Below are 17,841 nucleotides of genomic sequence, written 5' to 3' on the forward strand. Positions count from 1 at the left end.
TCATGATTAAATTTACATTGAAATTTTCCCTGCTAATTACTTTTGCAGCAATTTGTATATTAGTAGGTATGCAAATTGCTAATAACGGTATTAGAGAAATGAAGGGGTATGATGACCCGGAATTTAAAGGAGCATTTCATATTACCGAGGGACATGAAGGAGAATTAGAGGCCGCACTTCTCGGTGAAAAAGTAACAAGTCATGATATAAGAATTAAGCAAGAAAAGCTTGAGCAGTTAGAAGCGTTTAATTTTTTCTCATCACTAGGCAGTAAATTTGCTGATGCAACAGCCAGTCTGTTTCAGAAATTAATTGATGTGCTGTCTAGTTAAGTTTATAAAAATTTGGAAAACCTGTTACTAAGAAAGTACAGGTTTTCTTTGTGTTTGAATATATGAAATAGTTTATTTAGCCGTTAATTGTAATGTAATGTGTGAGACTCCTTTTGAATAATGGGTAAAGGAGACTCATGCATGGCGAAGCAGAGGAGGCACCAGCATCGCGAAGAAAAGCAAGTAATCAAGATCGGAAATAATATTATCGCTTTACAAAACTTGATTTAGATTCAAATTATATAAATGATAGCATCTTAAACGTAGTTTTCATTGAATCTTACAAGTTGTATTGCTATAATCAAATCTAGTGTATTGGTAGTAATGTAGGAGTGATAAATTATGAGTAGTGAAGATAGACTTAAACGACAATCAAGAATTCGAAATTTTTCTATCATTGCTCACATTGACCATGGTAAGTCAACGTTAGCTGACCGTATTTTAGAAAAGACGAGTGCATTAACAGCTCGTGAAATGAAAGATCAGCTATTAGATTCTATGGACTTAGAGCGTGAACGCGGAATTACAATTAAACTAAATGCTGTTCAATTACAATACAAAGCGAAGGATGGAAATGAATACATATTCCATTTAATCGATACTCCGGGACATGTTGACTTTACTTATGAAGTTTCACGAAGCTTAGCTGCATGTGAAGGTGCTGTTCTAGTAGTAGATGCAGCTCAAGGTATTGAAGCTCAAACGTTAGCGAACGTTTATTTAGCTATTGATAATGATTTAGAAATTGTACCTGTCATAAATAAAATTGATTTACCTAGTGCTGAACCAGAACGTGTTCGTCAAGAAATTGAAGATGTAATTGGGTTAGATGCTTCGGAGGCGGTGCTTGCATCTGCAAAAGCAGGTATTGGTATAGAGGACATTCTAGAGCAAGTTGTAGAAAAGGTACCTGCACCACAGGGAGATCCAGCTGCTCCTTTAAAGGCACTTATTTTTGATTCTCTGTATGATCCATATCGTGGAGTTGTGTTATATATACGTTTAGTAGATGGTACTGTTAAGGTTGGCGACAAAATTAAAATGATGGCAACCGGTGCAGAATTTGAAGTTAATGAGGTTGGCGTATTCACACCGAAGGCAACGATGAAAGACGAGTTAACAGTAGGTGATGTTGGTTTCCTGACAGCTGCCATTAAAAATGTGGCAGATACTCGCGTCGGTGATACAATTACGAATGCGAAGAATGGGGCAACAGAAGCTTTACCTGGATATCGTAAACTTAATCCAATGGTATTCTGTGGATTATATCCGATAGATTCTGCACGTTTTAATGACTTACGTGAAGCATTAGAAAAGCTTCAATTAAATGATGCAGCCCTGCAGTTTGAACCTGAAACATCTCAAGCGCTTGGATTTGGTTTCCGTTGTGGTTTCTTAGGATTACTTCATATGGAAATTATCCAAGAACGTATTGAGCGTGAGTTTAAAATTGATCTAATTACAACAGCTCCAAGTGTTATTTATCATGTTACTTTAACAGATGGAGAAGAAATTCATATTGATAACCCTGCTGATATGCCTGAGCAACAAAAAATTGCGAAGGTAGAAGAGCCTTATGTAAAAGCAACAATGATGGTTCCAAATGACTATGTCGGTGCTGTTATGGAATTATGTCAAGGAAAGCGTGGTAACTTTATTGATATGCAATACTTAGATGCAAACCGTGTAAGTATTGTTTATGAAATTCCATTAGCAGAAATTGTATATGACTTTTTCGATCAATTAAAATCAAATACAAAAGGTTATGCTTCCTTCGATTATGAATTAATTGGCTACAAAGAGTCTAAGTTGGTAAAAATGGATATCCTTCTAAACGCTGAAACAGTTGACGCACTATCCTTTATCGTTCACCGTGATTCAGCGTATGAGCGTGGAAAAGTGATTGTTGAGAAGCTTAAGGAACTGATTCCTAGACAGCAGTTCGAAGTTCCGATACAAGCAGCTATTGGTCAAAAAATTGTAGCTCGTTCAACGATTAAAGCAATGAGAAAAAATGTATTAGCAAAATGTTACGGTGGGGATATCTCACGTAAACGTAAGCTCCTAGAGAAGCAAAAAGAAGGTAAAAAGCGTATGAAACAAGTTGGATCTGTTGAAGTACCTCAAGAAGCCTTCATGGCCGTACTTCGAATGGACGATACAAACAAATAATTTATGAACACATAAACGTAAAATACCGCAGACCCCTGCGGTATTTTATTTACAGTTTAAGAAAATATAAAATTTAGAGTGTATCTTTTGTATTTGTGTATTTTTAATCCAGCTCAGCACCCAACCTACCTGAGGTCAAATAACCGGGAAGAGAAAAAAAGGAAACACACCCTTTCCTTCTCTCCGGAGCATTTGCTGTACCTGAGGCTAAATGAGGCGCCCTGAGCCTTTTGTTCCAACGAGAATATACAGAAATTTTAATTCGAATAGAAAGCAGTGTTAAAAATGATACAAGCAGCATATATTCACATCCCTTTCTGTCATCAAATCTGTCATTATTGTGATTTTAATAAAGTTTTTTTAAAAGGGCAGCCTGTAGATGATTACTTAAACTATTTAGAGCGTGAGATGAAAAACACGTTAGTTAACTATCCAACAAGTAAGCTTAAAACCATTTTTATTGGTGGTGGAACACCAACATCACTGAATGAGAAGCAACTTGAAAGGCTATTATCATTGATAAGATTTCACTTACCTTTTGACGTAAAAGATGTGGAGTATACGATAGAGGCTAATCCGGGCGATCTTACGATTGAAAAGCTTTCAGTATTAAAGAATGGAGGAATTAATCGACTGAGTGTAGGTGTCCAATCGTTTAATGATGAGCTGTTGAAGAAAATTGGTAGAACTCATAAAGCAGATGATGTAATTAGAGGAATTGAATTAACAAAGCAATTAGGCTTTCAAAATGTCAGTATTGACTTGATTTATAGCTTGCCAAATCAAACTTTGCAAGACTTTAAGGACACATTGGAAAAAGCATTTTCATTGGAATTACAGCATTTTTCTGCTTATTCACTGATCATTGAACCGAAAACTGTGTTTTATAATCTCATGAGAAAAGGAAATCTACCTTTACCATCTCATGAGACAGAAGCTAAAATGTATGAACTTTTAATGGATGAAATGGAAGTGAATGGCTATCACCAATATGAAATAAGTAACTTCTCTAAAGAAGGTTATGAGAGTAGACATAACTTAACTTATTGGGATAACGAAGATTATTTTGGGTTCGGAGCAGGAGCTCATAGTTACGTAAATGGGTCTCGTAATGCCAATGCTGGTCCATTGAAAAAGTATATGAGTCTCATTGATGAAAATGGAATTCCCCTTGTTGAATCACATCCAGTTACAGATATAGAAAAAATGGAGGAAGAGCTTTTTCTAGGCTTAAGAAAAGCAGATGGTGTATCACTTTCTACATTTGAAAAAAAATACGGCAAAAAGCTACTAGACGTATTCGGAAAACAAGTAATGGAAAATACGGAGAGAGGATTGCTAACTACAAGTGAAGATAGAGTTTTTCTCACTAGACAAGGTAAGTTGTTAGGTAATGAAGTTTTCCAAACATTTCTTACGGTTTAATCTCAAACGGATGTAGCTAAATGATTGACATGAAAAAAAAGATTTGTTAATTTATTAAGTAGATTTAGCACTCGAACTAGATGAGTGCTAACAGAGGTGATAATGGATGTTAACTGATCGTCAGCTATTAGTATTACAAGTGATTATTGATGATTTTATCCGTTCAGCCCAACCAGTCGGCTCTCGAACATTGTCAAAAAAGAGTGAGATTACGTTTAGCTCTGCTACAATACGTAATGAGATGGCTGATCTAGAGGAACTAGGTTTCCTTGAAAAAACACATACTTCTTCTGGAAGAGTTCCATCAGAAAAAGGTTATCGGTTTTATGTTGACCATCTATTGGCACCACAAAAGGTAAAGAAAGATGACTTATTTCGTATTCAATCAGTATTTGCAGAACATATTTTCGAAATGGAGAAGATTGTTCAGAAATCAGCGCAAATATTATCTGATATTACGAATTACACATCAATTGTACTTGGACCTGAAGTAAATAATAACCGTTTGAAACAAATTCAAATTGTACCGTTAAGCTCTACAACTGCAGTTACTATTATTGTAACGGATACAGGACATGTAGAGCATAGACCATTAACGATTCCTGAAAATATTGAGCTATCTGATATTGAAAGACTTGTTAATATACTAAACGGCAGGTTAGCAGGAGTGCCGCTTGTTGAATTACAGGACAAAATTTACAAGGAAGTGGCAACTGTTCTGAAAGAAAACATAAAGAGCTATGAAAAACTCTTAGGTGCAATTCAAACGCAAGAAACATTTGCTTTACCAAAGTCTGAGAAGGTCTTTTATGGTGGTAAAACGAATATGCTTTCTCAGCCAGAGTTTCATGATGTTACAAAAGTTCGGTCTCTTTTAAATGTCATTGAGCAAGAAAACGAAATTTATAAACTTCTTCGCCCAAAAGGAGCAGGGATTCACATTACGATCGGGAAAGAAAATCAAAATGTAGCTATGGAAGAATGTAGCTTAATCACAGCCACGTATTCGTTTGGGAATGAACAACTCGGAACAATTGCTCTATTGGGCCCAACAAGAATGGAGTATTCGAGAGTAGTAAGTCTTCTTGGAATACTGTCTAATGACCTTACAAAAGTACTTGAAAAATGGTATCAAAAGTAGACTGATTGTGCACAATACTAAAGTTTTGGGGTAATTAGGAGGTTTTCCTCCTTACATAGCAAATGCAAGTACCTTTAAGGGAGGTGAAACTAGTGACTAACGAAAAAGACATAGTAGAAGAAGTAGTAACTGAAGTTGAAAATGAGCAAGTGGAAGGTGCAACTGCCGATACAAACTCAGAGGAACAATTACATAGTGAGTCAGTAGAGGTGGATGAATTAACACTTGCCTTAAACAAGGTAAAAGAATTAGAAGATGCACTTGATGAAAATGAAAACAAATTATTAAGATTGCAGGCTGATTTTGACAACTACCGTCGCCGCGTTAGACTTGATCAGGAAGCAGCTGAAAAATATAGAGCACAAAGCCTGGTTTCTGATATCTTGCCTTCTCTTGATAATTTTGAGAGAGCACTTAAGGTTGAGACAAACGATGAACAAATGAAGTCTCTTCTGCAAGGAATGGAAATGGTATACAAAGGTTTAATAGAAGCCGTGAAAAAAGAAGGCGTGGAGATCATCGAATCAGTAGGACAACAATTTGATCCTCATTTACATCAGGCTGTTATGCAAGTGGATGAACCAAATGTTGAATCTAATGTAATTGTTGAAGAGTTCCAAAAAGGATATAAATTAAAAGATCGAGTAATAAGACCGTCTATGGTTAAGGTAAATCAATAGGAAAAATGAGGAGGCATAACAAATGAGTAAAATTATCGGTATTGACTTAGGAACAACAAACTCATGTGTAGCTGTTTTAGAAGGTGGAGAACCAAAGGTTATCCCAAATCCTGAAGGAAACCGTACTACTCCATCGGTAGTTGCATTCAAAAATGGCGAGCGCCAAGTTGGGGAAGTAGCGAAACGACAAGCTGTAACAAATCCAAACACAATTATCTCAGTTAAACGTCATATGGGTACTAGCCATAAGGTTGAAGTTGAAGGTAAGGAATATACACCACAAGAAGTATCAGCAATGATTCTTCAATACTTAAAATCTTATGCAGAAGATTATTTAGGCGAGCCAGTAACAAAGGCTGTTATTACAGTTCCAGCTTATTTCAATGATGCTGAACGTCAAGCTACGAAGGATGCTGGTAAAATTGCTGGTCTTGAAGTAGAACGCATTATCAACGAGCCGACTGCTGCAGCACTTGCATATGGATTAGATAAAACGGACGAAGACCAAACAATCCTAGTTTATGACCTTGGAGGAGGAACATTTGACGTTTCGATCCTGGAACTAGGTGATGGAGTATTCGAAGTTAAGGCTACTGCAGGGGATAACCGTCTTGGTGGAGATGACTTTGACCAAGTGATTATTGATTACTTAGTGGCTGAATTTAAAAAGGAAAACGGAATTGACCTTTCAAAAGATAAAATGGCTATGCAACGTTTGAAAGATGCTGCTGAGAAGGCTAAGAAGGATCTTTCAGGTGTAACAACTACTCAAATCTCATTACCGTTTATTACAGCTGGTGAAGCAGGACCACTTCATTTAGAAGTATCACTTTCACGTGCTAAATTTGATGAAATTTCTGCAAATTTAGTTGAGAGAACAATGGGACCAGTACGTCAAGCGCTATCTGATGCAGGCTTATCTGCTAGTGAACTTGATAAGGTTATTCTTGTTGGTGGATCAACTCGTATCCCTGCTGTTCAAGAAGCGATTAAAAAGGCAACTGGTAAAGAGCCACACAAAGGTGTAAACCCAGACGAAGTAGTAGCATTAGGTGCTTCTATCCAAGGTGGAGTTATCACTGGAGATGTTAAGGACGTTGTTCTTCTTGACGTAACACCACTATCACTTGGTATCGAGACAATGGGTGGAGTATTTACGAAGTTAATTGATCGTAATACTACGATTCCAACAAGTAAGTCACAGGTGTTTTCTACTGCTGCTGACAACCAGCCAGCTGTAGATATTCACGTATTGCAAGGTGAACGCTCAATGGCTGCAGATAACAAGACATTAGGTCGTTTCCAACTTACAGACATTCCACCAGCACCAAGAGGTGTACCACAAATTGAAGTTACGTTTGATATTGATAAAAACGGTATCGTAAATGTTCGTGCAAAAGATTTGGGAACAAACAAAGAACAGTCTATTACGATTAAATCTTCGACAGGATTATCTGATGAAGAAGTTGAACGTATGGTTAAAGATGCAGAAGCAAATGCTGAAGCAGATAAAAAGCGTAAGGAAGAAGTAGACCTTCGTAATGAAGCAGACCAATTAGTGTTCACTACGGAAAAAACACTAAAGGATTTAGAAGACAAAGTATCTGAGGAAGAGAAGAAGAAAGCCCAAGAAGCAAAAGATGCTTTAAAAGCTGCAATCGAAAGCAACAATTTGGAAGATATTCGTTCTAAAAAGGATGAATTACAAGAAATCGTGCAACAACTTTCTGTTAAGCTGTATGAAGAGGCAGCTAAGCAAGCGCAAGCTTCACAAGGAGCAGAAGGGGCTACAGACGGTAAAAAAGGCGACAATGTTGTAGATGCAGAGTTTGAAGAAGTAAACGACGATAAGTAAAACAAAGAAAGTCAAAGTCAGGCATGTCTTGGCTTTGGCTTTATTTTATTAGGCTTTAAAGTACAATTTGATTTATAATCCTTTGTTCGCTATCAATGAGATTAACATAATTCATTAAATACAAACTTTATAAAATTATTCGAGGAATAAAAATTGCTCACTTAATTTAATTAGTGATACAATAAACTTTATGTGAAAGTGGGAGTCTATCTTCCAGAAGAATAATGGGAGTGGAAAAGACATGAGTAAACGAGATTATTATGAGGTACTTGGAGTTAGTAAGAATGCAACGAAAGATGAGATAAAAAAGGCATACCGAAAACTTTCAAAGCAGTACCACCCGGATATTAACAAAGAAGCAGATGCAAATGAGAAATTTAAAGAAATTTCTGAAGCGAATGAAGTACTAAGTGACGACCAAAAGCGTGCACAATATGACCAGTTTGGCCATACTGATCCAAATCAAGGTTTTGGTGGATTTGGAGGCGGCGGCGGTTTCGGAGGCTTCGAGGATATTTTTGAAACGTTCTTCGGTGGTGGTGGTGGTCGTAGAAGGGATCCGAATGCTCCTAGACAAGGTGCGGATCTTCAATATACGATGACACTAAATTTTGAAGAAGCTGTTTTCGGAAAAGAGACAACAATTGAAATACCAAGAGAAGAATCGTGTGATACGTGTCACGGTTCAGGAGCAAAACCTGGGACGAAGCCTGAAACATGTTCACATTGTAACGGTTCTGGTCAACTAAATGTTGAACAAAATACACCATTTGGTAGAATTGTAAACCGTCGTGTTTGTCACTACTGTAATGGTACTGGCAAGATGATCATAGATAAATGTTCAACATGTAGTGGATCGGGTAGAGTGAAAAAGCACAAGAAGATTAACGTTAAAATTCCAGCAGGAGTGGACGATGGTCAACAGTTACGTGTAACCGGACAAGGTGAAGCGGGTGTTAACGGCGGACCTTCTGGCGATCTATACGTTGTATTCCGCGTAAGATCACACGAATTCTTTGAACGTGATGGAGATGACATCTATTGTGAAATGCCACTAACTTTTGCACAAGCTGCACTAGGTGATGAAATCGAAGTTCCAACCTTACATGGAAAAGTGAAGCTAAAGATTCCAGCTGGTACTCAATCAGGAACAAGGTTCCGATTACGTGGAAAAGGTGTACCTAATGTTCGTGGGTACGGTCAAGGTGACCAGCATATCGAGGTTCGAGTAATCACACCAACGAAACTGTCGGATGAACAAAGAGATTTACTTCGTAGTTTCTCTGAGTTAAGTGGTACAGGAACTCCTGATGAACAACATGATAGTTTCTTTGCTAAGGTAAAGCGTGCCTTTAAAGGTGATTAAATGAATGGAGTTGGTAGATATGAAATGGTCTGAAATAAGTATTCATACAACAAATGAAGCAGTGGAGCCAATCTCAAATATTTTACATGAGGCAGGTGCCAGCGGAGTTGTAATTGAGGACCCAGAAGAATTAAGTAAAGAGCGAGAGCAAGTCTTCGGAGAAATCTACCAACTCAATCCAGATGATTATCCGGAAGAAGGCGTAATAGTTAAAGCTTATTTACCGGTTACTAGCTTTCTAGGTGAAACGGTGGATGAAATCAAGGAAGCAATTAATAGCTTAGTTACATTTAATATTGATATTGGTCATAACAAGGTGACAATTAGTGAAGTAAATGAAGAAGAATGGGCAACAGCGTGGAAAAAATATTACCACCCTGTTAAGATTTCTGAGAAGTTTACAATTGTACCAACTTGGGAGACCTATGAAAAGGTTAGTAGTGATGAGTTAATTATAGAACTGGATCCGGGTATGGCATTTGGTACAGGTACTCATCCTACTACAGTAATGTGTATTCAAGCTCTTGAAAGAACAGTTAAAGCAGGAGAATCTGTAATCGATGTTGGAACTGGCTCTGGTGTACTTAGTATTGCTGCAGCATTATTAGGTGCAAAGGATGTTCGTGCTTTCGACTTAGATGAAGTAGCTGTAAATTCAGCAAAGCTCAACATTGAATTAAATAAAGTACATGATGTGGTTGAAGTTTCTCAAAATAATCTTTTAAATGATGTGAAGGGTACTGTGGATGTCATTGTAGCAAACATCCTTTCTGAGATTATCCTTCTATTTGTGGAAGATGCGTTTAACTTAGTGAAGCCAGGTGGATATTTCATCACCTCGGGAATCATTCAGCCAAAAAAACAGGAAGTTAAGTCTGCGTTACTTGAAGCAGGGTTCGAAATATTTGAAACACTAACAATGGAAGATTGGGTATCATTTATCGCAAAAAGACCTTAAAGACTAAAGGTTGAATTGTTAAAGGCAGAGGATGGCAAATATGCTATTCCTCTTTTCATTCTTTTAAAAGAAGGTGATCAAATGCAAAGATATTTTCTATCAAATTCACAGTTTCAAGATGATACAATCACAATCGGTGGGGAAGATGCACACCATATTGCTCGTGTTATGAGAATGGAAGAGGGATCTCAAGTATATTGCTGTAATGAAGAGGGAAAAACCGCGGTTGCAGAGATTACGAATTTTACCAATGAAGCCGTTACACTTCATATTGTAAAATGGATAGAGGAATCTAAAGAGCTCCCGATTCAAGTGAGTATAGCGAGTGGGCTGCCTAAAGGGGATAAGCTCGAGCTCATTATTCAAAAGGCAACAGAGCTTGGTGCTCATCGGTTTGTCCCTTTTAATGCTGCCCGTTCGATCGTGAAGTGGGACGAAAAAAAGGGAATTAAAAAGGTGGAACGGTGGGGGAAAATTGCAAAGGAAGCTGCAGAGCAATCACATCGAAGTGTTGTCCCTACCATTCTCAAGCCCGTTTCTTTTGATTTTCTTCTAAAAGAGAGTAAAAATTATGATTACAAAATAGTAGCATACGAAGAAGTGGCAAAGACTGGGGAAATGTCTCGCTTTGCGAATGTGTTAACAAATATGAAACCAGGTGAGTCAATACTTGTTGCTTTTGGACCAGAAGGCGGACTCACAGAGAAGGAAATAGTTCTCCTAGAGGAATATGGTTTCATAGCATGTGGTTTGGGTCCACGCATCCTTAGAACAGAGACAGCTCCATTATATGTTTTATCAGCAATTTCGTATCACTTTGAACTACAAGGAGTGAAGTAAAATGCCAACAGTGGCTTTCCATACATTAGGTTGTAAAGTAAATCATTATGAAACAGAAGCAATATGGCAATTATTTAAAGAGTCTAGCTATGAACGGACAGAGTTTGAGCAAACAGCTGATGTATATGTTATTAATACATGTACTGTTACGAACACTGGAGATAAAAAAAGCCGTCAAGTAATTAGACGAGCTGTTCGAAAAAATCCAGATGCGGTTATTTGTGTTACAGGCTGTTATGCCCAAACATCACCTGCTGAAATTATGGCAATCCCAGGGGTGGATATTGTTGTAGGTACTCAAGACCGTGTAAAAATGCTAGAGTACATTGAGCAATTTAAAAACGAGCGTCAACCAATTAATGGTGTTGGTAATATCATGAAAACACGTGTTTATGAGGAATTAGAAGTACCAGCGTTCACAGATCGTACACGTGCATCACTTAAAATTCAAGAAGGTTGTAACAACTTCTGTACGTTTTGTATTATTCCTTGGGCACGTGGATTAATGCGTTCTCGTGATCCAAAGGAAGTCATCAAGCAAGCGCAACAATTAGTTGATGCAGGCTACAAGGAGATTGTTTTAACAGGAATTCACACAGGCGGATACGGTGAAGACATGAAGGATTACAATTTAGCGATGCTACTAAGAGAACTTGATGAAAAAGTAGTAGGATTAAAAAGAATTCGTATCTCTTCAATTGAAGCAAGTCAGATTACAGATGAAGTAATTGACGTCTTAGATAAATCATCAAAAGTAGTTCGTCATCTTCACATTCCTCTTCAATCAGGTTCTGATACAGTATTAAAAAGAATGCGCCGTAAATACACAATGGATTTCTTTGCTGAGCGTCTTGAAAAACTTCACGCTGCATTACCTGGACTAGCTGTAACATCTGATGTTATTGTCGGTTTTCCGGGTGAAACAGAAGAAGAGTTTATGGAAACGTATAACTTCATTAAAGAACATGGTTTTTCTGAACTTCACGTGTTTCCTTACTCAAAACGTACAGGAACACCAGCTGCTAGAATGGAAGGCCAAGTAGATGAAGAGGTGAAGAATGAACGAGTACATCGTTTAATTTCCCTATCTGGTCAACTTGCAAAAGAATATGCATCTAGCTTTGAAGGCGAAGTATTAGAAGTGATTCCCGAAGAAAAGTTTAAAGATGAGTCAAACAGTCATTTATATGTAGGGTATACAGATAATTACTTAAAGGTTGTATTCCCAGCATCAGAAGAAATGGTGGGAGAGATCGTCAAAGTGAAAATTGAAAAAGCAGGCTATCCATACAATGAAGGACAATTTGTTCGCGTTATGGATCAGCATGAGCTATTAGATAGTGAGAAAGTGAAGATTAGTTCATAAGCCAGCCCTAATTTAGGGCTTTTTTTTTATACTTGTAAATACAAAATGTAAAGGAGTAAAAAAATAATTGGTGTATCATACTAAACGTGTAAAAATGTTATGTATTTTATCGTTTATCATGGTATGATTAAGAGGTACGTACAACTAAAAGTGGGGGTATACATAAATGTCAAAAGATGTAGCAAAAATGATAGATCATACACTTCTAAAAGCAGATGCAACATATGCTGAAATCGAGAAGCTATGTGCAGAGGCAAGAGAATATAACTTTGCGTCTGTATGTGTGAATCCAACATGGGTTAAAAAAGCAGCAGAATTACTAAATGGTTCAGGTGTAGATACTTGTACAGTTATCGGATTCCCATTAGGAGCAACTACTTCTGCAACAAAAGCATTTGAAACAACAAATGCAATTGAAAATGGTGCAACTGAAGTTGATATGGTTATTAACATCGGTGCCCTTAAGGACAAGCACGACGATGTTGTGGAAGCAGACATACGTGCAGTTGTTGAAGCAGCTAAAGGTAAAGCACTTGTTAAAGTAATTATTGAAACTGCTCTATTAACAGATGAAGAAAAAGTAAGAGCGTGTAAATTATCTGTTTCAGCAGGAGCTGATTTTGTGAAAACCTCAACTGGTTTCTCAACAGGTGGAGCAACGTTAGCAGATATTAAGTTAATGAGAGAAACAGTTGGACCTGACCTTGGAGTAAAAGCATCGGGTGGAGTAAGAGACGCTGAAACAGCGTTTGCTCTTATTAACGCTGGTGCAACAAGAATCGGAGCTAGCTCAGGAATTGCAATTGTAAAAGGTGAAACTGGAACATCTAGTTATTAATTCCGTCAAAAGTGTTAAAATCGTTATGATTTTAACACTTTTTTATTTACACGAATTTCTGTCGGTTTTATATATTTTGTTACAAGCATTCGTTCTTTTTGGCTGTTTTCGCATACTTTGTTGCTATTTTTACAAAAAAAGAATTTATTTTAGGTCCGTTGATTTCCACTTCAGGCACACGCTTTCCGCGGGGAGGGAGCTGATGGTTATTTTCACTATCGTGAAAAAACCTACCTCCTCGGCTTCGCCTGCGGGGTCTCACGACTCCCTCTATCTCCCGCAGGAGTCGAGTGCCTTCCGCTCCAATCAACTCAATGTTTTAACAGAGCTATCCAAATAGCAACAATCTTTACGAAAAGAGCCTTCTTTTTTCTTGACCGCAAATTGTGTGTTTCGTTAAATAATTAAATGTTCGGCGCGCATTTTCGAAAATTGTGTACAAAGGAAAAGTAGCATGATCTCGATGCAATCAATCGGAAAATTTTTATTGACTCTTACGTTACGTAAGACTTTAAAATATGAATGTGGGGAGGAAATGTAATGGGAATGTTCGTAAAGGAAGTAGCCAATTTAGTTGGAATTAGTGTGCGCACACTACATCATTACGATGATATAGGCTTACTTTCTCCAGATCAGACATCAGAAGCGGGTTATCGATTGTATTCAAATGAAAATCTAGAAATGCTGCAGCAAATATTGTTTTTTAAGGAACTTGGATTTCCATTAAAAAAGATTAAAGAAATCATTACAGACCCTACTTTTAACAAAAGAGAAGCTCTAGAGCTTCATAGAGAAATGCTTTTAGATAAGCGAAAAAGACTCGACACGATGATTGCAACACTTAATAAAACCATTAAACATACGAAAGGGGAAATCTTTATGAGTAATAAAGAGAAATTTGAAGGATTTAATTTTAATTCGAATCCATTTGAAGAGGAAGCAAGAAAACGTTATGGAGATCAAGCTATAGATGAGTCTAACAAGAAGATTGGAAGGATGTCACCAACTGAGCAAAAGGAATTAGGTGAGTCAATGAATAATATTTATCGAAAGCTAGCAAATCTTCGTCATGAATCACCTGACACGAAAAAGTCACAAGCAGCAATTGAAGAATGGTATCATCTATTAAATAAAATGGGAAGTTACTCACTAGAAGCTTTTAAAGGGTTAGGGCAGTTGTATGTCGATGATGAAAGATTTACGAAGAACATTGACCAATTCGGAGAGGGATTATCGATTTTTATGTCCAAAGCGATGGCGTTCTATGCTGATAGTAGGATGAAAGAATAAGCCCGCGAAAAGCTAGTGCCTTTCATGGTAATCAACATCGGTGTTTAACAGTGCATTTGAAATAAAAAAGGAAACTGCCATTGGCAATTTCCTAAATGATTTATACTTTATGGACTCTAATAACGAAGTTAGATAAAGAATTTGTAAAGGGTAATGCAATGAGAGAACAAATAATATTAAAAATAACACTTGCATGAGCAAGTTGTAAGTCTAAGGAAGTGGTTAAATGCTCGACAACCAAGGATAAATGAGGGATAAATGGAATGAACAATAATACACCAAATACATTTAACCAAATGTGTGCATAAGCAGTTCTTTTAGCATCGATATTTGCACCAAAGCTTGCAAACAATGCTGTTACACAAGTTCCAATATTAGAACCAAGCATGATTGCAATACCTCCCTCAATAGTTAGGAGATGATTATGTAAAAAACCCATTGCAATTCCGATTACTGCAGAGCTTGAATGAATAAAGGCAGTTAAAATGGAGCCCATTCCAATACCGACAAATGTACTGTTATTGGTATTAAGTAAGATTGTTTCTACTATTGGATAAGAGTACAGAGATGCAGATAATGAAGCAAATCCTTTCATAGCTACAAAAATACTTCCTAACCCTAAAAAAGTTGTACCAAGAGAGAAGAATATTTTCCTAGGTATTAATAGCAAGATAAACCCTAATAATACTATGGGGACAGCTGCATCGCCTATTTCGATCGTCATCAGTTCTGCTGTCACAGTTGTTCCGATATTTGCACCAAGCATGATTCCAATACTTTGTCTAAAAGTAAGGAGTCCAGCAGTGACAAACCCAACGGTAATAACCATTACAGCAGAACTGCTCTGAAGAAGTGCAGTTATAATTGTTCCGACTAACAATCCCTTTATAGGGTTACCAGCAATCTTAACCAGTTGTTCCTTGAGTTTATCACTTGATAATTGAAATAATCCAATTCTCATTACGGATAAGCCAAACATAAAAATAGCAATAAATACACAAAACCAGACAATATCCTTGGACATGGTCTCACCTCTGTATATCATATGGACAAGAGGTGATTGTAAGAACAAAATTACTACTGAAACAAGAAAAATTATAGATATGTCGTGATTTGTAGACAAAATGATTAAAAAATGATGAATAATCTCAAAGAAAGTATTGTCTGACTCTAATATGAGTTGACGCTTTAGTTAACAATATATTATAATGGCAAAAGACATGTTTAGATAAAACATGTGTCTAAATCTTTATCGCACGTGATTGTTCGGAGGGAGGGAAATAGAATGACTAAAACAGTCGTACGTAAAAACGAGTCTATTGAAGATGCTCTACGTCGCTTCAAACGTTCCGTATCAAAAACTGGTACACTTTCTGAGGCAAGAAAGCGTGAATTCTATGAAAAGCCTAGCGTAAAGCGTAAGAAAAAGTCTGAGGCAGCTAGAAAGCGTAAATTCTAATAGAGGGTGTAATAAAAATGAGTCTTCTTGAACGTTTAAATAACGACATGAAACAAGCGATGAAAAGCAAAGAGAAGGAAAAATTAGCCGTCATTCGAATGGTAAAGGCATCACTTCAAAATGAAGCGATCAAGCTTCAAGTAAGTGAACTTTCCGCAGATGACGAATTAACAGTCCTTTCTCGTGAAGTTAAGCAACGCAAAGACTCCCTCCATGAGTTTATAAAAGCTGGTCGAGATGACCTAGTGGATAAATTAAAAGCTGAAATTGTCATACTAGAAGAATATCTTCCGAAGCAATTGACTGAAGAAGAACTATCTGAAATTGTGAAACAAACAATTTTAGAAGTAAATGCTTCTTCCAAAGCAGACATGGGTAAAGTAATGAGTGCTATCATGCCTAAGGTAAAAGGTAAGGCAGATGGTGGTCTCGTGAATCGTTTAGTCCAACAGCATTTATCCTAACACCTTCTTTTTAGAAGGTGTTTTTTATTACATAAAAAAGTGATTTGTTAAAATGTCGAATGTGCGTATAAGGTACCTCTGCTAACTAAAAGATATACTAATAAGGGCTTCACACAAAGGAGGCCAATGAAAGGCAGTAACGCTGAGGAGGCTTACGAACCGAAAATGAAAGCGTATAACTGTAACAGCAATTAACATATTTTTTTGATGCACCAAAAAAAAATAAAAAATGAAACCTTTTACATAATAAATCGTATTACCTACCAAGGAATATTTTTTCCCTGCTATTATGAAAGAAAGGAGGGGAAATTGTTGAGAATACTTAAGGGTGCTATATGGGGGATTTTCTTTTTTACCCTAGTGTCTTCATTACTTGCGAGTCAATTTGTTCAAGCAAAGTCAGTTGAACAGCCTGTCTATATCATACCTGTGCATAACACCGTAGAAAAAGGACTATTAGCCTTTATTAATCGATCCATTGAAGAAGCAGAGGAATTAAATGCAAAAGCCATTATTTTAGATATTAACACTCCTGGTGGGGCTGTTGATGCGGCTTCAGAAATTGCGAAAAGTATCACTGCAACCGAGATCCCTTTAATTGCTTTTGTAAATAAACAAGCGCTTTCTGCAGGAGCATATATTGCATTAAATGCAGATGAAATTTATATGACTCCAGGTTCGACAATGGGAGCAGCTGCTATTATCGATGGAAGTGGTAATGCGGCTGACGAGAAAGCAGCATCTTACTGGCTAGCGGCTATGGAGAGTGCAGCCGAGCAAAATGGCCGTGATCCAATCTATGCAATGGCAATGGCCGATAAAGATATTGAATTACCGGACTTAAATGCCGAAAAAGGAAAACTATTAACACTTACTCCATCTTATGCTCTTCAAGTAAAATATTCTGAGGGTACCGTAAATGATTTAAACGAATTGTTAACGAAGCTCGATCTTGAGAATTATGAAGTTGTGGAAGCTGAAGTAAGTATATCGGAGAATATTGCAAGATTTTTAACACATCCAGTAATTGTACCAATCTTGCTTTCATTAGGAAGCTTAGGACTAGTGTTAGAACTTTATTCACCAGGCTTCGGGATTCCTGGAGCGGTTGGTATTACTGCTTTAATCTTGTTCTTTTACGGACACCTAGTAGCAGGTCTTGCAGGTATGGAAGCAATTATCCTATTTATCGTAGGCTTTATTCTTCTAGTCCTCGAGTTGTTTGTCCCTGGAGGGATACTAGGTATTATAGGAATCGTAGCAGTTTTGACGAGTGTTTTTCTATCTACAGCAAGTTTTGAGATTGCTGCCATTTCAATCTTACTTGCCTTTATTCTATGTATCGCTGCCTCTATTCTACTGATTAAGGTTTTTGGAAAGAACATAAAAGTTTTTGAACGACTTATTTTAAAGGATCGTGCCCGTACTGAAAAAGGTTATGTTTCAAATGTAAACCGATTAGAATTAATAGGATTAGAAGGTATGTCACTTACACCACTGCGACCATCTGGAATCGCTATTGTCGATGAAGAGCAACTTGATGTTGTGACAGAAGGTGGATATATTGGTCAAAACAAACCAATTAAAGTTATAAAAGTAGAAGGTGCAAGGGTTGTTGTTAGAGAAATACTAATGAGTAACTAATTTAAGGAGGA

Annotated in this window: 16 protein-coding genes; 15 read left to right on the forward strand and 1 reads right to left on the reverse strand. The window is 37.1% G+C overall.

The features are described from left to right. Positions 1 to 2: 2 nt before the first annotated feature. The 12 genes from JR050_RS16365 (at position 3) to JR050_RS16420 (ending at position 14,263) form a co-directional block, all read left to right on the forward strand. Positions 3 to 332, forward strand: coding sequence for a YqxA family protein (locus tag JR050_RS16365; protein WP_204204633.1), 330 nt, complete (start codon positions 3 to 5; stop codon positions 330 to 332). 342 nt (positions 333 to 674) lie between these two features. Beyond that, complete coding sequence (gene lepA / locus JR050_RS16370; protein WP_204204634.1) at positions 675 to 2,504, forward strand: translation elongation factor 4; 1,830 nt, start codon at positions 675 to 677, stop codon at positions 2,502 to 2,504. 285 nt (positions 2,505 to 2,789) lie between these two features. Next, entirely contained in the window at positions 2,790 to 3,929 is a 1,140-nt protein-coding gene (gene hemW, locus JR050_RS16375; protein WP_204204635.1) for a radical SAM family heme chaperone HemW, read from the forward strand. 106 nt (positions 3,930 to 4,035) lie between these two features. Next, complete coding sequence (hrcA, locus tag JR050_RS16380) at positions 4,036 to 5,070, forward strand: heat-inducible transcriptional repressor HrcA (RefSeq protein WP_204204636.1); 1,035 nt, start codon at positions 4,036 to 4,038, stop codon at positions 5,068 to 5,070. Positions 5,071 to 5,132: 62 nt separating this feature from the next. Beyond that, positions 5,133 to 5,750 carry a nucleotide exchange factor GrpE gene (gene grpE, locus JR050_RS16385; protein ID WP_204204638.1) on the forward strand — a complete coding sequence of 206 codons (618 nt, stop codon included), beginning with the start codon at positions 5,133 to 5,135 and terminating at the stop codon, positions 5,748 to 5,750. A 22-nt stretch (positions 5,751 to 5,772) separates the two neighbouring features. After that, on the forward strand, positions 5,773 to 7,605 hold the full coding sequence (gene dnaK, locus JR050_RS16390; protein ID WP_204204642.1) for a molecular chaperone DnaK: 1,833 nt from the start codon (positions 5,773 to 5,775) through the stop codon (positions 7,603 to 7,605). 241 nt (positions 7,606 to 7,846) lie between these two features. After that, positions 7,847 to 8,971: a molecular chaperone DnaJ gene (dnaJ, locus tag JR050_RS16395; protein WP_204204647.1), complete on the forward strand. Its 1,125-nt coding sequence runs from the start codon at positions 7,847 to 7,849 to the stop codon at positions 8,969 to 8,971. A 19-nt stretch (positions 8,972 to 8,990) separates the two neighbouring features. Then, on the forward strand, positions 8,991 to 9,929 hold the full coding sequence (gene prmA / locus JR050_RS16400) for a 50S ribosomal protein L11 methyltransferase (protein ID WP_204204717.1): 939 nt from the start codon (positions 8,991 to 8,993) through the stop codon (positions 9,927 to 9,929). Positions 9,930 to 10,010: 81 nt separating this feature from the next. Next, positions 10,011 to 10,769: a 16S rRNA (uracil(1498)-N(3))-methyltransferase gene (locus JR050_RS16405; RefSeq protein ID WP_204204648.1), complete on the forward strand. Its 759-nt coding sequence runs from the start codon at positions 10,011 to 10,013 to the stop codon at positions 10,767 to 10,769. A gap of 1 nt (position 10,770) precedes the next feature. Then, the gene (mtaB, locus tag JR050_RS16410; RefSeq protein WP_204204651.1) at positions 10,771 to 12,135 is read left to right on the forward strand and encodes a tRNA (N(6)-L-threonylcarbamoyladenosine(37)-C(2))-methylthiotransferase MtaB; all 1,365 of its coding nucleotides are present in this window, start codon (positions 10,771 to 10,773) and stop codon (positions 12,133 to 12,135) included. A gap of 166 nt (positions 12,136 to 12,301) precedes the next feature. Continuing rightward, positions 12,302 to 12,973, forward strand: a complete 672-nt coding sequence (gene deoC / locus JR050_RS16415) for a deoxyribose-phosphate aldolase (protein WP_204204654.1) — start codon at positions 12,302 to 12,304, stop codon at positions 12,971 to 12,973. Between the two features lie 540 nt (positions 12,974 to 13,513). Beyond that, a complete protein-coding gene (locus tag JR050_RS16420; protein WP_204204655.1) occupies positions 13,514 to 14,263 on the forward strand; it encodes a MerR family transcriptional regulator in 750 nt (249 codons plus the stop codon). A gap of 100 nt (positions 14,264 to 14,363) precedes the next feature. Here JR050_RS16420 and JR050_RS16425 read toward each other — a convergent pair whose 3' ends face one another. After that, positions 14,364 to 15,287: a Na/Pi symporter gene (locus JR050_RS16425; RefSeq protein ID WP_204204656.1), complete on the reverse strand. Its 924-nt coding sequence runs from the start codon at positions 15,285 to 15,287 to the stop codon at positions 14,364 to 14,366. A 261-nt stretch (positions 15,288 to 15,548) separates the two neighbouring features. Here JR050_RS16425 and rpsU point away from each other — a divergent pair, with 261 nt between their 5' ends. From rpsU to JR050_RS16440, 3 genes are all read left to right on the forward strand, one after another. Further along, on the forward strand, positions 15,549 to 15,722 hold the full coding sequence (gene rpsU, locus JR050_RS16430; protein ID WP_149218444.1) for a 30S ribosomal protein S21: 174 nt from the start codon (positions 15,549 to 15,551) through the stop codon (positions 15,720 to 15,722). Positions 15,723 to 15,739: 17 nt separating this feature from the next. Continuing rightward, positions 15,740 to 16,186, forward strand: coding sequence for a GatB/YqeY domain-containing protein (locus tag JR050_RS16435; protein ID WP_204204657.1), 447 nt, complete (start codon positions 15,740 to 15,742; stop codon positions 16,184 to 16,186). A gap of 309 nt (positions 16,187 to 16,495) precedes the next feature. Beyond that, the gene (locus tag JR050_RS16440; protein WP_239454447.1) at positions 16,496 to 17,830 is read left to right on the forward strand and encodes an NfeD family protein; all 1,335 of its coding nucleotides are present in this window, start codon (positions 16,496 to 16,498) and stop codon (positions 17,828 to 17,830) included. Positions 17,831 to 17,841: the final 11 nt, after the last annotated feature.

Source organism: Bacillus suaedaesalsae, from assembly GCF_016890225.1.
In the GTDB taxonomy this organism is placed as follows: Bacteria; Bacillota; Bacilli; order Bacillales; family SA4; genus Bacillus_BS; species Bacillus_BS suaedaesalsae.

Bases quoted from the DNA above. Each gene is read 5' to 3' on its own strand.
- rpsU (WP_149218444.1), top strand. From the start codon at position 15,549: ATGACTAAAACAGTCGTACGTAAAAACGAGTCTATTGAAGATGCTCTA.
- mtaB (WP_204204651.1), top strand. From the start codon at position 10,771: ATGCCAACAGTGGCTTTCCATACATTAGGTTGTAAAGTAAATCATTAT.
- lepA (WP_204204634.1), top strand. From the start codon at position 675: ATGAGTAGTGAAGATAGACTTAAACGACAATCAAGAATTCGAAATTTT.
- hemW (WP_204204635.1), top strand. From the start codon at position 2,790: ATGATACAAGCAGCATATATTCACATCCCTTTCTGTCATCAAATCTGT.
- dnaK (WP_204204642.1), top strand. From the start codon at position 5,773: ATGAGTAAAATTATCGGTATTGACTTAGGAACAACAAACTCATGTGTA.
- hrcA (WP_204204636.1), top strand. From the start codon at position 4,036: ATGTTAACTGATCGTCAGCTATTAGTATTACAAGTGATTATTGATGAT.
- JR050_RS16405 (WP_204204648.1), top strand. From the start codon at position 10,011: ATGCAAAGATATTTTCTATCAAATTCACAGTTTCAAGATGATACAATC.
- deoC (WP_204204654.1), top strand. From the start codon at position 12,302: ATGTCAAAAGATGTAGCAAAAATGATAGATCATACACTTCTAAAAGCA.
- JR050_RS16420 (WP_204204655.1), top strand. From the start codon at position 13,514: ATGGGAATGTTCGTAAAGGAAGTAGCCAATTTAGTTGGAATTAGTGTG.
- JR050_RS16435 (WP_204204657.1), top strand. From the start codon at position 15,740: ATGAGTCTTCTTGAACGTTTAAATAACGACATGAAACAAGCGATGAAA.
- prmA (WP_204204717.1), top strand. From the start codon at position 8,991: ATGAAATGGTCTGAAATAAGTATTCATACAACAAATGAAGCAGTGGAG.
- JR050_RS16425 (WP_204204656.1), bottom strand. From the start codon at position 15,287: ATGTCCAAGGATATTGTCTGGTTTTGTGTATTTATTGCTATTTTTATG.
- grpE (WP_204204638.1), top strand. From the start codon at position 5,133: ATGCAAGTACCTTTAAGGGAGGTGAAACTAGTGACTAACGAAAAAGAC.
- JR050_RS16365 (WP_204204633.1), top strand. From the start codon at position 3: ATGATTAAATTTACATTGAAATTTTCCCTGCTAATTACTTTTGCAGCA.
- dnaJ (WP_204204647.1), top strand. From the start codon at position 7,847: ATGAGTAAACGAGATTATTATGAGGTACTTGGAGTTAGTAAGAATGCA.